Below are 13,854 nucleotides of genomic sequence, written 5' to 3' on the forward strand. Positions count from 1 at the left end.
CGGCTGTGGTAATAACACAACAGGACAATATTTTAAACGATGGTTTTGCCATTGTAAATGATATTTACACCCGGGCAGAGGTTAACAGCATTATAACTGCGATTGAAGCGGTCGACCAATCAAACCCCGCCTTCCGTAAAACCGACGATCTGTTTGCCATCAGGCAATTTTTAAAGGAACTGCCGCAGGTGGTTCCTTTAATTTTTAACCCAGAGCTAAAGGAACTCATCCGGGTGTTGTTTGGCGATGGGTACTTTGTTACGAAATCCATTTACTTTGATAAACCCGAACTAAGCAACTGGTTTGTAGCCTGGCACCAGGATTTAATCATTGTGGTTGATAAGAGGACCGATCCTCCGGGCTACGGCCCCTGGACGGTAAAACAAAACCAGTTTGGCGTACAGCCGCCCTTAACTATTCTGCAAAATAACTTCACCATCCGCATTCATCTCGACGATACCAACGGCGAAAACGGTGCGCTAAAGGTCGTGCCCGGATCGCATCAAAAAGGCCTGTATCGCCCCGAAACCATCAACTGGGACCTGGAAACTGAAACCACCTGCAATGTAAATGCCGGCGGCGTAATGATTATGCGACCCTTACTACTCCATGCGTCAAACCGTACGATCAATAATAAAAGAAGACGAGTAGTACATATCGAGTTTAGCCGCGCTGAGCTGGATGGTGGATTGAACTGGGCGGAGCGGCTTTCAGTTTAAAGGATTGATCGTCGTTCCACGTCATGCCTTTTTTAATGCCAAATCTGATGTTCAAGCTTTTAAAGTATCTTCTTAGGAGTTCATATTTTTGAGTACACTCGGCACCTACATCTAATTTGTCCGACTTTGAGGAATAGTGTTGGCAGGCAAAGCAAATTTCAAGGTAATCATAAATTCCACCCTTTTTATTAATAAATACAAACGCGTTGCGTGGTTCATAACACGATGCCCCTCCGGTTATGTTATTGCCGGTGTGCTTGAAGTTTGTATTGAAAATGATGTTAGTTAGTTCGCTGATTTGTGGATTGCTCAGGGTTTTGCATTCCAATATAGTTGACAGGTCAAGCGTATCCGCCCTGATTTTAAAGCCACCACGCAGCAATATATTTTTTGGCGACATGAAGCCAGGTGCTAAACTGTCATTTTTTTGGGGCGATGGTACCTCTAATGAATGATAAGAAATAGCTAATATCTTGGCCGCTTTTGAGAAGGGGTATTTTTGCAATCGTTTTTTTACACTATATCGGTTTGTGAATGTGCAGTCGCTATACCAGGGTTTAAACATCCGCCTGGCTTCTTCGGGCGATTTTGGCGGTAATGGATACGCCGGTTTTTTTAATGAGGTTGCGCTATGTTTGGTGGTATCGATGCCCAACATGTTGTTAGCCGCGGAACAGTGTAAGGTAGTAAGGATCGACAGCAGCACTATCAACTTCAATTTCATGACGATTAGGTTTTGTTGCGATTAATCTAATGGTACTTTGTTATCCGCTCCATATCTTACTCCTGCTTTAATAAAAAACCGGGCAAGCATATCGAATTTTTGAGCACAGTTTGCCCCTATACTTAAATTTTTTGAAGTGGATTCATAATTGTTACAGTGGAAACAAATGTCAAGATGGTCAAATATTTTCCCGTTTTTATCAAAAAATAAAATCGAATTTCTTGGATCAAAACACGCTGCAAAACCAGTAACTGTGTAGTTTTTCATACCGGCAAAGTCATAGTTGAAAACGATATTGGTAAGTTCTTCAACCTGTTTACGGTTTAAAACTTTTGTTTCTATCAGTGTCGAGTAATCCAATTTTTTATTCTTGATAACTAAGCCTAAGTAATGCTTGTCCTGCTTGTGAGTTGTTGGTATAGGAGCAGTGAAAGGCGAATCGATTTTAATATCCTGATTTGGTTGTCCGCCACCGTAATATGATACCAACATTATTTTAATTGCCGCCGAGTACGGGTATTTCTTTAGCCTGTTAGCTACAGTATACTGGTTGGTAAAAATGCAATTATCAAAGCCCGGCCGATAACCTTTAATCGTTTCCCTGGTTATCGTTATGCGTTTTTTAGCCATTCTTCTTGCTTGTGCAATAGTATAGCTGGTATCTTTTTTTAAAGGAGGAGTGTTTGCATAACAACTAAAACTCAGCAATACAAAAAGGCACAGTAGTAATTTAGGTTTCATTGGCTCAAGTTAGTTAAAAGCGGAAACTTTTTAGAGTTAGTAAAAATGATACGATTTAACTAACTATTGATACGTTGATATTCAATAGTTTCCCTGTAAATAAAGTTATTTGCTTGCTTATTAAGCAAACCATCAAGCGCGCTTATAAACACCAATTTATAAACAATAACTATTGCTTAACATCTTATTGAGTTAACCCGAATTTGTTCTACAATACGGATACCGGTCGTTTTCGCTTCTTTATAAAATGAGGGCGGGATGGTTTGGTGTGCCGGTAAAACGACGGTTTGGGTGCCTGACGTTATGATGCGAAGCTGTATTGCATGAATGCTAACCAATAACCTATAATATGAAAAACAAGTTTCTGATCCTATCGGCCATCGCGTCGATGTTATTATTTAACAGTTGCCAAAAAACAAAAGCCAACTTAAAAAGAGCAGCGGCTGCCGATTCAAGTCAATCGTCGAAATCCAAAACCAACAGTTTGTCGGCCATTTTTACCAATGCGCTGCCCTCCATCGATAACGGCAGCTATTATGATCCATGGGTGATACGCGTTGGCAGCTATTACTATTACTGCGGATCGGACGGCGGCCGGCTTTGGATAGCCAAATCATCGGCACTGCAAAGCATACTGCAGCAAACCAAAACGTATATTTTTACACCACCGGCGGGTACCAGCTATTCGAGCGATTTATGGGCACCCGAGCTGCATTTCCTGGGTGGGCGCTGGTATGTATACTTTGCCGCCGATGATGGTAATAATAACAACCACCGCATGCATGTGCTGGAGGGGGGCGCCGATGCCAATGATCCCCTGAACGGTGGGTACAACTACAAAGCCAAACTGGCTGCCACTACCGATAATTGGGCAATTGACGGCTCTCCGTTTGTGTATAACGGGGTAACTTATTTTATATGGTCGGGCTGGGAGGGTACCACCAATGTGTCGCAATACCTGTATATAGCTACCATGAGCAATCCTTATACCATCAACAGCCAAAGGATCGAGATCTCGCGGCCCGATTATGCCTGGGAAAAGGTGGGCACGCCAACCGTGAACGAAGGCCCCGAAACACTGGTGAGCGGCACAACGGTCAGCGTTATCTATTCGGCAAGCGGCAGCTGGACTAACGATTATTGCCTTGGCCGCCTTACCTGTACCAACGGCAACTTAATGTCAAAAGCATCGTGGACAAAGCAGTCAACCCCGGCATTAGCCAAATTTGGCAATGTATTTGGTCCGGGGCACGCGTCGTTTGTAAAATCGCCCGATAATATCCAGTGGTGGATTGTGTACCATGCCGCTAATGCCGATGGCTCGGGCTGGGACAGAAGGATTATGACCCAGCAATTTGCCTGGGATGGCGATGTACCCTTTTTTGGGTACCCTATTGAAAAAGGTATCCCAATTCCTGCGCCCGCTATTGGTACCAGCTATAGCATGCCCATAGCCAATGGCACCTATCGCATTAAATCAAAAGTTACCGGGCAATGCCTGGACGTGCCGGGCGGCTCGACTACACCCGGCACACAGTTACAGGAGTGGACAGATAACGGCAACATAGCGCAAAAATGGGTGTTTACCAGTTTAGGTAATGGTTATTATAAAATCAAATCGGCTGCAAGTAATTTGTGTTTGGATGATGCCGGCAACTCGTTAAGCGCGGGTAATATTTTGATTGAATGGAACGATGTGGGCGGCAATGCGCAGGAATGGCGGGTTCAGGATATGGGCAGCGGCTATTTCAAGATAATCAGCCGCCGCAGCTTATTGGCGTTAAATGTGCCCAACAGCAACACGACCCCTGGTACCAAACTGGAGCAATGGTACGAAAATCAGTACGATGCCGAGTTGTGGAGCATAGTGCCTTAACGGTTATACTTCAATCATATGATATTAAAAGACCGGTTTTCGATATTGAAGCCGGTTTTTTAATGTTAAACTCACTCTATCGCGGGCTTTGCAACGCCAAACCAATTAACAATCACTATCCCTGTTTTAAAAACGAAACAATTTTTGGGTTTACCAAATCGGGTTTTTCTAAAAAAGGCAAATGCGCGGCATCGGTAACCGGGAAAAAGCTCACTTTCAAAATGTTGCGTATGGTGTCGCTGTAGCCGAAAGGTACGGTTTTATCGTCTTTGCCCCATATAAGTAAAACCGGTTTATTGGCGCCATTAAGGCAAACGTAACTTTGGCGGCCTTGGTTTTCATAATCATAAAGCGTTGAAATCAGCGCATTCCGGAAACCTTTGTACTGCATTTGCGGCAGGTATAATTTTTTCCACCCGGGGTGCTGTTTAGGATATTTAAAATCGGTAACCTGCCCGGCCGCCCGCTCGTCGGAGTTTACAGCTTCGTTATACATGGCTAAATATTTAGGCGCTTTTGGCCTCTGCTGTTCGTATACCGGGTCAATAAGTATAACTTTGTTCACTATATCAGGATGCTGGCAGGTAAAGTCGGTTACAATTTTGCCGCCGAATGATACGCCTGCAAGGTTTACTTTGCCGGCCTGTAACTTTAGCTGGCTTATCAGTTCCAGCAGTTGATTGGTATATAGTTCTTTATTGTAAGTAACGTCGGGCCTGTCAGAATAGCCCCGGCCATAGGTATCATATCGTAATACTTTATAGCCTTTATTAATAAGATATTCATAAGTTCCGTCCCATATATAATATGGTACGCTAAAGCCGTGTACAAGCACAATAACTTCGCCATTTTCGGGACCTTTTAATTCATAATGGGTAACGCCCTGGCTTAATTTGATAAAACTGCCGGCAATGTTTTTACGGTCGGCATCGGTTAATATTTTTTTCTCTTTATTATTATATTTATAAAAACCATATAGTATTAAAGTAGCCGCACCGACCAGAAATATTATAATTATTATGCTTGCTTTGAGTATTTTCATGAGGTATTAGGATGATGATTACTAAAATACACAAATATTTAATCGGTAGTTAACCGATTTTTACATTAAATGTAAAATTTATATGCGCTTAACATTTATCGGATCGGGCAACGTAGCAACCCACATGGCTGCGGCATTTAAAAATGCCGGGCATCGTATAGTGCAGGTTTACAGTCCTAACATGCACAATGCGGCCCTGTTGGCTTACCATGTTGGGGCTGCAGCCATAAACCAGCTTACTGAGATCAGTTCCGAAACTGATATTTTTATTATTTCGATAAAGGATGATGCTATTGCCAAAATTGCCGAAGCATTAGCCGTACATCAAAAATTAATTGTACATACATCAGGCTCAACCAGCCTTGATGTTTTATTAAAATACACTAATAAGGCAGGGGTGCTTTATCCCCTGCAAACATTTAGCAAAATCCGCGAAGTTAATTTTTTAACTGTGCCCTTGTGTATCGAAGCCGCAAATGATAGCATATATGCTGATATTAAGGAACTTGCAGCCACCGTTAGTAATAGTATTTATAGCATTAACTCGGCCGGACGCAAAATATTGCACCTGGCAGCTGTATTTGCCTGTAATTTTCCTAATTATTTATACGGTGTGGCCCAACAACTGCTTGCAGGCCATGAAATGGACTTTAATTTGCTGAGACCCTTGATATTAGAAACAGCCCAAAAGGTACAACAGCAACTCCCGGCACCTGTACAAACCGGCCCCGCGGTACGTAACGATCAAACCACCATGGCCGCCCACCTTCAAATGCTTGAGGGGCAGCCGCATTTGCAGGCAATGTATACATTATTAAGTCAGGGTATTATCAAAAACAACAATGGTGGGCATGAGGATAAGTAATTTTGTTACTTTTGCCTAAATGAACATTTTTAAAGTAAAGATAAATTTCGAGGAAAAAGGGCACGACACCGTTGAGCTGCCAATAGCCGAGGGAGAATCTGTTTTGGACGTATGCCTGGAGAACGGCATTGAACTACAGCACAATTGTGGCGGCGTTTGCGGATGCAGCACCTGCCATGTTTACGTAAACAAAGGGATGGATAACATCCAGGAAATATCAGATAAGGAAGAAGATTTTATCGACAGGGCTGTAAACCCGCGTATAACATCGCGCCTGGGCTGTCAGTGTGTGATCATTGATGGTGATATAGAAGTTACCATACCGGATCAATCGGCATTTATGGGGCATTGATGACCTTTAAAGTTTGTGAAGCTTTACGTGGGACGTTTTACGTTGTACGTGAAGAAGCCATGCAGATAATTATTAAACCAAATAAAAAACGTATCACGTAAAACGTATTACGTACAACCTATAAAAGATGAGCGATAATAAATTTGCCTTACCCATTCACTGGAACGATTACGAAGATATTGCCATGGAGCTTTACGAAAAATTTGGCGATGATTTTGGCGAATCAAAAATATACCGCATCCGCTTTACTGAGTTGCTGGAGTGGGTTTTAAGCCTGCCTAACTTTGCCGGTAAACGCGAAGAATCAAACGAAGGTCACCTGGAGCAAATTCAATCGGCCTGGGTATATGAATGGCGGGATAATCAATAGAGTGGTGAGTTGTGAGTAAAGAGTGGTGAGTGGTTATATGTTTTTATCAGTAATCAGTTTACAATTCAACAATCAATCTAATCGGTGTAATCACCTAAAATCAGTGTAATCATAATAGATGGAATCGTTCCTGAATAAATTAAAAGATATAACCACGTTTATTTTTGATGTGGATGGTGTGCTTACCGATGGATCTGTTTTTGTGACGGATAGCGGCGAGCAAAGCCGTGCCTTTAATATTAAAGACGGTTATGCTTTACAGCTTGCCGTAAAATGTGGATATAATGTTTGCGCCATATCGGGCAGCCGTTCAAAAAGCGCTATTTACCGTTTAAATAGCCTGGGTATCAATGATGTTTATATGGGCACGCATACCAAATCGCAGCGGTTTAAAATTTACCTGGAAGAAAAAGCCATTATTGCTACCAATGTACTGTACATGGGCGATGATATTCCCGACCTGGAAGTAATGAAGCTTGCTGGCCTGCCTGTTTGCCCTGCTGATGCTGTTGAAGAGATAAAAGCTTTAAGCGCCTACGTTTCGCCATACGGTGGCGGCAAAGGCTGTGCCCGTGATATTATTGAAAAAGTGCTTAAAGTACAAGACCGGTGGATGAGCGAAGAGGCGTATAGCTGGTAGGTTTTTAGTTCATGGATCATAGTTTATGGTTCATGGCTGTTTCAAACTGTCTTGAATTTTTAGTTCATGGATCATGGTTGATGGTTCATGGCAGCTTTAATCCTTAAGTGGTAATTTTACTATGAACCATCAACTATGAACCATTAATCATGAACAACAACCCCATTCCAAAAATCATTCTTGCATCCAAATCGCCGCGCAGGCAGGAGCTTTTACGTTTGATGGATATGGAGTTTGAGGTGGTATTGAAGGATGTGGATGAATCGTACCCAGAAGGTTTAACACCGCCGGAGGTAGCCGTTTACATAGCCCGTAAAAAAGCCGAAGCTTTTGACCAAACCGTGCGGGATGAGGTGGTACTTACTGCCGATACCATTGTTTGTGTTGATGGATTGATATTAGGCAAGCCCGAAACTCCGGCACATGCTGTGGAGATGCTGCAAATGTTATCAGGCAAAGTGCACCAGGTGATTACCGGGGTTTGCCTGCTGTATAAGCACCAATACAATGTTTTTTTTGATGTATCCGAAGTGTTTTTTCGTAAGCTTACTTTGGATGAGATAAGTAGTTATGTTACCCGATATAACCCATTGGATAAGGCCGGTTCATATGGTATCCAGGAACGGATAGGCCTTATCGGCATCGAAAAACTAAGCGGATCTTACACCAATGTGGTTGGTTTACCTACCGAGAAACTGTATGCCCAGTTAGCTGATTTAAATAAATAATATTTAAATTAAACCTTTCGTTTCTGCATTGTCTAACGGTAAATATATAAGGGAGCATTTTGTCATGAAAACAATTATTAATACAGGGCTGGTACTGTTGCTGGTATCTGCCTTGTCTGCTTGCAGCAGTTACAATTATTACACCGCAGCAAAAAACAAAACTAATCTTACATCTTATCGCACCTTTGCCTGGTTGCCGCCAGATGCGCAGCCAAACAAGGCAGGTGGCGTAGTGAAAAAGGAAATTGCCGACGAGAAGGTTAAAGAAGCTACCATCGAGTCATTAACAGCCAAAGGGCTAAAATTACAGGAAACTGATCCGGATTTATTGGTAAGTTATTCAACCGTAACAGGTAGGGGCGTAAAAAATGAATTTTACCCCGCTTATTATGGTACGCTTTACTCTGGATGGGGTTGGGGTGGTTTTGGTTGGGGATACCGTCCGTTTTATGGGTACGGTGGCTTCGGCTATGGCTGGGGATATCCTTACTATGGTGGCGGCGGCGTTGTAGCCCGTGTGCCTTACAAAGAGGGGACCCTGATTATTGATATTATTGACCGCAACACCAGGCAGCTGGTATGGCGTGGTTTTGGTGTTGGCGAATTACACAACCCAAAAACAACATTGAAAGAATTACCAAAGGTGGTTAACGGGATATTACAACAACTTAACCTTAATTACACAGGCCATACACCGGTTGTTTTAGATACTAAAAAAGCTTAACACAAAATTTATTTCCCCTGCAAGCAATAAATTTAAAGATCCCTTCGGACCCATCAGGCCCGGAGGGATTTTTGTTTACGGTGCAAATGGATAACGGTAAATAGCCCGGCTGCTGCAACCAGCATAATTACCCAGGTATCCAACGGGCAGGCCGTATCAAATGGGTCAGCGTCATTACATGGTAAATCGCCCTGGGCATTGCTAACAAAGGGCATCATCCATAATAAGAATAGTGCGGTTAACACTTTAGCGTTTAATCTGTACACACAAATCTTCATCTGTTTTAATTATATTATTTTTTTATAAATTTTGCTTTCCCCAATGAACTGCCGCCATTATCCTTTAATTCAACTATATAAATGCCAGGTTTAAATTGCGAAACGTTTTGGCTAAAGGCGTTGCTATCAGCTGTTTTTTGCATTACTAATGAACCTGTTGCATCATAGATATTTAACTTATAGCCAGGAGACGTAGCATCCGATTTTCCGCTGGTAACATTAACGTTCAACGTTTCGGCTATAGGGTTGGGATAAACGCTAAACATATTGGCACCGCCGCTTTTATCGTAGTAAATACTAACAAGGCCCGAGTATGTGATGTTGCCAAACAGATCTACCTGTTTTAGGCGGTAAATATTATTGCCTGTATTTGGTGTTTTATCGGTGTACTTATAAATTGTGCCACCATTGCTTTGTATTTGATATAAAGAGGTATAATCGGTGCCATTTGCCTGTTGTTTTTCGAGTGTATAAAAATAATTATCTCCCTCGTTGTAAGCACGCCAGGTAACCAGCACTCCATCTGTCGCCTTTTGGGCCGTAAAACTTGCCAATTGATACCTGGCAGCCGGCAATTGCCGGATAGTTAGTTCAAACCGATTGGCGCCAAAAGAGTTGGTGTCACTTTTTAAGATATTGAAAGCGTAAGATTTATAACGCCCAATGTCTAATGAATCTTTTTTAAAGTGGTCAAGCAGGGTTATTTTGTAATTATTGGTATCAATGTTACGGATTCCTTCAATTTTTAAATTATATAAGCCATCTGTTTTACCATTGGCATAAAGTTTAATATTAATGCCTTTTTTATAATCGGGGAAGTGCTTTACAGCGGTATGCATTCCATCGGATGACAGGCTTGACAATAATACACTTGAACTGCTTACATCAAGGTCTAAGGCATCTAAATTTTCGTCAAATTTATCTTGCCAGTCGTTTCTAAAATACACGCCGCAGTAATCATATGCCAGGCTATCTTTTTCAATTTTTACATATAAACCGGTAAGTGGGTTGCCCTGCGCATCTAATTCTTTAGTAGAAGTAGTTTGGAGCGAAGATGTCATGCCGGCACTTTTAAAAGATTTACCGGTGCCATCCATTGTTAATGTTTGTGCTTTTGGTGCCGACATAAGAAGGTTGCTGCCCGTAAGCTGTTGGGTGGCAACTTTATCAGTTTCTTTAAATGTTAACGAGTTGCCCCCGCTTGTTGTACGTACCAGGAAACCCTCGCCGCTTAAGGCGTAACCAATACCGGGCGCCGATGTGCCGTTGGCTGTGTAGGCATAATAAGCCTGGCCGGGGCTATTGGTTTTATTTAGCAAATAAGCAGTACTTATGTTTGAGTTATGGCCCAGCACGGTGGCTATATTGATAGTGCTAGGGTAAGGATTGCCAACCATGTTATAACCGGCACCGCCAGTGAGCGTAGTTAGCGAATAGGATAGTTTACCCGTAGTTGAATTTGATGAGCCGTTTTTGGGGGTATACCATAGTGCTACGGTAACATCGCCCTGGTTTACATATCCTACATTGGTAATATAACAATCCAATGGGTTGCCTGTAGTGCCATCGGTACGGCTATTGGGGCCAACATAATAAAGTAGATAGCCATTGCCCACTGGCATGCTTACCGCCCCCACACCGTTTAAGGTAACTGTGCTGGCGCCGATAGACGTAACCCCCACGTGTTTGCCCGAACTGAAACTGGTATTACTTACAGCCTTTGTTTCGTCATAAAAATAAATAATGGAGTTGCCATTGGGATTAATATAGCTAAACCCTGTTCCTCCCGACGGACCTGCTGTAAATGCGCCGGGATAGCTTGTATTGGCTGTTAAACTGCTATATACGGTATAACTGTTTTTTAACGTATTTAAAGTGATGTAATTTGTATAAGTAGTGCTGGTAGAGTAAGCGTTTGTAATATTGGTAGGCGAAGAAAAAATTCTGTACCCCCGGTTGGTCGAAAGGTTTCCGCCGCTTACAAAACGTTGAATGTTATAGGTGCCTGCAATTGCCACGGTACCTGAGTTGTAGCCGGTAGATGATATCTGATCAAAGGCGGCGGAGCCTAAAGCATCAGACATTAAGGTGAAAAACGAATAAGCATTGTTGGTATTGGTTACAACAGGCTGATAACCTGACGAAAGATCGATGATGGAAGTTGAACCAAGGTTGAAATAGGCAGATTGTGATGAACTGCCGGTGTTGGTAATAAAACAAGCCTGCGCGCTTAATGTAATTGTACACGAAGAGCCCGAGGTGCCGGCATTGAAAACACCGGTATTGGTAAGTCCGGATTGGTAAGTGCCCAGGTTGATATATGACGTGGAATCGGCCGTAAAGGTGCCACTATTTGTCATCGACATGGTATTGGTGGTTCCGTTGAAAGTTGCCCCCCTGGCAACTACTACAGCGCTTGAACCGGTGTTTTGAAAACTGGAACCATATCCCGACAGGTTGTAAGTAGATCCGTGATCATAATAATTGGCTGTGTTAAGAATATATGCGCTGCTTGTTGATACATTGAATACACACCCGGTTTGTGTGGTGAATGTACCCGAGTTTTTGATATAATTACCGTTGTTAAAATTAAACGTACAGGCAGTTGCTTTAAAAGTTGCCGAATTATCAGTATACGCGCTTGCTCCGGACAAGTTTATTGTGCTGCTGCTTGCCGTGAATACCCCCGAACCGGAGTTTTGTAAGTATTCGGAGCTATTACCGAACGTAAGAGTGCATGAGGAGGATATAGTAAAAACATTTGTGTTTTTGAAATATCCGCCGGTACCGCCCGATGTGAAGTTGATACTGCCGCCGGTACTGGTAAAGGAACCGGAATTATTGATAAAGTTATTTGTGCCTTGCAGTGTAAAGGTAGTACTTGCCGCTGTTACGGTGCCCGAATTGGTAAACGAGCAACTGTTATTAAACGTGACCGTTGCGCTTGAATTAAATTTCAAAATTGCGCTGTTGGTTAATGTTGCAAATTGACTAAAAGTAGTAGATCCGCTGATAGATGCAGTACCCGAACCCGAAAGGGTGAGCGTTGTAGTGCTAAAAGAACCAACCGTTAAGCCCCCTGTCATGGTAAGGGTATAGCCCGAGCCTATATTTATTATTGAGGCATAGCTGTTAGTTATAGTAGACGCACCCGTGATGGTTACGTTTACGTTATCGGTAAGTGTGCCTGTAAACCCAACATTAAAAGTAGCACCTTTTAAAGTGGCAGAGCCCGTAATTGTAACTGGCCCGTTGATGTTAATAGAACCAGACACGGTTAAATTATTATTTATCGTTAGCGTTACGGTAGCACTGTTTGATAAATATAAATTGGCGCAGGTAATTGCAGTATTAACATTAGGTTGCTGGGAGCCGGAGAAAACGTTAATACCTAATATGGAAACACCGATATAGGCATCGTCACTTGTGGAAGGTGAACCTGAAGTGAGACCAAGAGTTGTGAGATTGTACCAATTGCCAGAATTGTTCCAGCTGGTGTTTCCGCCGCTACCTGTCCAATAGTATGAGGCAGCTGTTGCCGGTTTACTAAATAGTACCAAAAACAATAGTGAAACTCCTAAAAGTATGCGTGTTTTCAAATAATTTAATTAAAGGACGTTAGGGGAATTTAATCGCATAAAACTATCAAAAAATTCAATAATTGCACTATTTAAATAAAAAATCGATAAAAAAAGGTCATTTTTTTAAAATGTTCCCAAAAAAAGTTGCCGTGAGGTTGATGGTGTTTTCATCTAAGGAAAAGAATGTTTCCTTGTGCAAAAAGTGACATTGGAAATAGTATCCTATAAGAAAGGAAAATCGCCTTGGTTACTAAATTAATCTATAAGTTAATTATTGAAATTGTTGAAAATTAATGAGTTTGGTTTCCAAATCAAGGATAAAACAGATTGAAAAATATAGAAAATGGAAGCGGTATCCTTATGTCTGCCTTAAATTTAATGGTAAATGGAAATTTCGCCTCTTAAATAAGTAACCGCATTACCGCTCATTAACACGCGGTCGCCTTTAAGTTCGCACCAAAGTTCGCCGCGGCGGGTCGAGATCTGGTAGGCGTGCAATTTGTTTTTACCTAATTTTTTTGCCCAGTAAGGGATCAGGTTGCAATGTGCCGATCCGGTAACCGGATCCTCGGCAATACCTGCACCGGGGGCGAAAAAGCGCGATACAAAATCGCTGTTATCGCCGGGCGCTGTAACTATCACGCCCACAGTATCCATTTTAGACAGGGCAAAAAAATCGGGCGTAATGTCTTTAATATCCTGTTCGTTTTCATAAACAAGAAAGTAATCCCTTGAGCGGAAAAAGGCCAGCGGCTGTTTTTCACTTAAAGCTTCGGCCAATCCGTACGGCGGTTCTATGGGGATGGGTGGCCTCGACGGAAAATCCATAGTATACTTGTCGCCATCGCGTTTAATATGTAAAGTACCCGCTTTTATGGTCTCAAAGTGTATTTCGTCGCCCCCGAAGCCCAGCTCGGTAAATAATATATGAGCGGCTGCCAGGGTGGCATGGCCGCAAAGGTCAATCTCATATTCGGGGGTAAACCAACGCAGCTTGTAGCCACCGACGGTTTTTACAAAAAAAGCGGTTTCGGCCAAGTTGTTTTCAATTGCTATCTTTTGCATGGTAGCATCGGGCAGCCATTCGGCAAGCGGGCAAATAGCTGCCGGGTTGCCGCCAAATAATTTATCAGTAAAGGCATCAGCCTGGTATATAGGAATAGTCATAACAAACGTTCTGGTAAGCTAATATAGTGATGAGAATTCAAGAATAA

14 protein-coding genes are annotated in these 13,854 nt (G+C 42.4%); 8 read left to right on the plus strand and 6 right to left on the minus strand.

The genetic code is table 11. The annotated features are described in order from the left end of the window. Window positions 1-5 precede the first annotated feature (5 nt). Window positions 6-719: a phytanoyl-CoA dioxygenase family protein gene (locus BMX56_RS13400; protein ID WP_090648337.1), complete on the plus strand. Its 714-nt coding sequence runs from the start codon at window positions 6-8 to the stop codon at window positions 717-719. On the opposite strand, the gene BMX56_RS29865 is transcribed toward BMX56_RS13400, so the two are convergent. Both BMX56_RS29865 and BMX56_RS13410 read right to left on the minus strand, forming a co-directional pair. Next, window positions 664-1,443: a hypothetical protein gene (locus BMX56_RS29865; RefSeq protein WP_143065438.1), complete on the minus strand. Its 780-nt coding sequence runs from the start codon at window positions 1,441-1,443 to the stop codon at window positions 664-666. The two genes, BMX56_RS13400 and BMX56_RS29865, sit on opposite strands and share 56 nt — an antisense overlap. A gap of 21 nt (window positions 1,444-1,464) precedes the next feature. After that, window positions 1,465-2,184 (minus strand): hypothetical protein, encoded by a 720-nt coding sequence (locus BMX56_RS13410; RefSeq protein WP_090648346.1) that lies wholly within the window; start codon window positions 2,182-2,184, stop codon window positions 1,465-1,467. A 349-nt stretch (window positions 2,185-2,533) separates the two neighbouring features. On the opposite strand from BMX56_RS13410, the gene BMX56_RS13415 reads away from it, so the two are divergent. Beyond that, window positions 2,534-4,060, plus strand: coding sequence for a family 43 glycosylhydrolase (locus BMX56_RS13415; protein WP_090648350.1), 1,527 nt, complete (start codon window positions 2,534-2,536; stop codon window positions 4,058-4,060). Window positions 4,061-4,175: 115 nt separating this feature from the next. On the opposite strand, the gene BMX56_RS13420 is transcribed toward BMX56_RS13415, so the two are convergent. Beyond that, the gene (locus BMX56_RS13420; protein ID WP_090648354.1) at window positions 4,176-5,102 is read right to left on the minus strand and encodes an alpha/beta fold hydrolase; all 927 of its coding nucleotides are present in this window, start codon (window positions 5,100-5,102) and stop codon (window positions 4,176-4,178) included. Window positions 5,103-5,184: 82 nt separating this feature from the next. Here BMX56_RS13420 and BMX56_RS13425 point away from each other — a divergent pair, with 82 nt between their 5' ends. The 6 genes from BMX56_RS13425 (at window position 5,185) to BMX56_RS13450 (ending at window position 8,781) form a co-directional block, all read left to right on the plus strand. After that, window positions 5,185-5,967, plus strand: a complete 783-nt coding sequence (locus tag BMX56_RS13425; protein WP_090648358.1) for a Rossmann-like and DUF2520 domain-containing protein — start codon at window positions 5,185-5,187, stop codon at window positions 5,965-5,967. Window positions 5,968-5,986: 19 nt separating this feature from the next. Further along, on the plus strand, window positions 5,987-6,319 hold the full coding sequence (locus BMX56_RS13430) for a 2Fe-2S iron-sulfur cluster-binding protein (protein WP_090648362.1): 333 nt from the start codon (window positions 5,987-5,989) through the stop codon (window positions 6,317-6,319). A gap of 127 nt (window positions 6,320-6,446) precedes the next feature. Further along, the gene (gene iscX / locus BMX56_RS13435) at window positions 6,447-6,689 is read left to right on the plus strand and encodes a Fe-S cluster assembly protein IscX (protein ID WP_090648366.1); all 243 of its coding nucleotides are present in this window, start codon (window positions 6,447-6,449) and stop codon (window positions 6,687-6,689) included. 118 nt (window positions 6,690-6,807) lie between these two features. Then, the gene (locus tag BMX56_RS13440) at window positions 6,808-7,329 is read left to right on the plus strand and encodes a KdsC family phosphatase (RefSeq protein ID WP_090648371.1); all 522 of its coding nucleotides are present in this window, start codon (window positions 6,808-6,810) and stop codon (window positions 7,327-7,329) included. A gap of 149 nt (window positions 7,330-7,478) precedes the next feature. Next, entirely contained in the window at window positions 7,479-8,057 is a 579-nt protein-coding gene (locus BMX56_RS13445; RefSeq protein ID WP_090648375.1) for a Maf family protein, read from the plus strand. Window positions 8,058-8,121: 64 nt separating this feature from the next. Next, window positions 8,122-8,781 (plus strand): DUF4136 domain-containing protein, encoded by a 660-nt coding sequence (locus BMX56_RS13450; protein WP_090648379.1) that lies wholly within the window; start codon window positions 8,122-8,124, stop codon window positions 8,779-8,781. A 53-nt stretch (window positions 8,782-8,834) separates the two neighbouring features. Here BMX56_RS13450 and BMX56_RS29870 read toward each other — a convergent pair whose 3' ends face one another. The 3 genes from BMX56_RS29870 to BMX56_RS13460 form a co-directional block, all read right to left on the minus strand. Further along, entirely contained in the window at window positions 8,835-9,047 is a 213-nt protein-coding gene (locus tag BMX56_RS29870) for a hypothetical protein (RefSeq protein WP_177183803.1), read from the minus strand. Window positions 9,048-9,073: 26 nt separating this feature from the next. Then, entirely contained in the window at window positions 9,074-12,658 is a 3,585-nt protein-coding gene (locus BMX56_RS13455) for a T9SS type A sorting domain-containing protein (protein WP_143065440.1), read from the minus strand. 357 nt (window positions 12,659-13,015) lie between these two features. Further along, entirely contained in the window at window positions 13,016-13,807 is a 792-nt protein-coding gene (locus BMX56_RS13460; RefSeq protein WP_090648390.1) for a PhzF family phenazine biosynthesis protein, read from the minus strand. Window positions 13,808-13,854 lie beyond the last annotated feature (47 nt).

This window comes from Mucilaginibacter sp. OK283, assembly GCF_900110415.1.
In the GTDB taxonomy this organism is placed as follows: domain Bacteria; phylum Bacteroidota; class Bacteroidia; order Sphingobacteriales; family Sphingobacteriaceae; genus Mucilaginibacter.

Bases quoted from the DNA above. Each gene is read 5' to 3' on its own strand.
- BMX56_RS29865 (WP_143065438.1), bottom strand. From the start codon at position 1,443: ATGAAATTGAAGTTGATAGTGCTGCTGTCGATCCTTACTACCTTACAC.
- BMX56_RS13410 (WP_090648346.1), bottom strand. From the start codon at position 2,184: ATGAAACCTAAATTACTACTGTGCCTTTTTGTATTGCTGAGTTTTAGT.
- BMX56_RS13415 (WP_090648350.1), top strand. From the start codon at position 2,534: ATGAAAAACAAGTTTCTGATCCTATCGGCCATCGCGTCGATGTTATTA.
- BMX56_RS13420 (WP_090648354.1), bottom strand. From the start codon at position 5,102: ATGAAAATACTCAAAGCAAGCATAATAATTATAATATTTCTGGTCGGT.
- BMX56_RS13425 (WP_090648358.1), top strand. From the start codon at position 5,185: ATGCGCTTAACATTTATCGGATCGGGCAACGTAGCAACCCACATGGCT.
- BMX56_RS13430 (WP_090648362.1), top strand. From the start codon at position 5,987: ATGAACATTTTTAAAGTAAAGATAAATTTCGAGGAAAAAGGGCACGAC.
- iscX (WP_090648366.1), top strand. From the start codon at position 6,447: ATGAGCGATAATAAATTTGCCTTACCCATTCACTGGAACGATTACGAA.
- BMX56_RS13440 (WP_090648371.1), top strand. From the start codon at position 6,808: ATGGAATCGTTCCTGAATAAATTAAAAGATATAACCACGTTTATTTTT.
- BMX56_RS13445 (WP_090648375.1), top strand. From the start codon at position 7,479: ATGAACAACAACCCCATTCCAAAAATCATTCTTGCATCCAAATCGCCG.
- BMX56_RS13450 (WP_090648379.1), top strand. From the start codon at position 8,122: ATGAAAACAATTATTAATACAGGGCTGGTACTGTTGCTGGTATCTGCC.
- BMX56_RS13460 (WP_090648390.1), bottom strand. From the start codon at position 13,807: ATGACTATTCCTATATACCAGGCTGATGCCTTTACTGATAAATTATTT.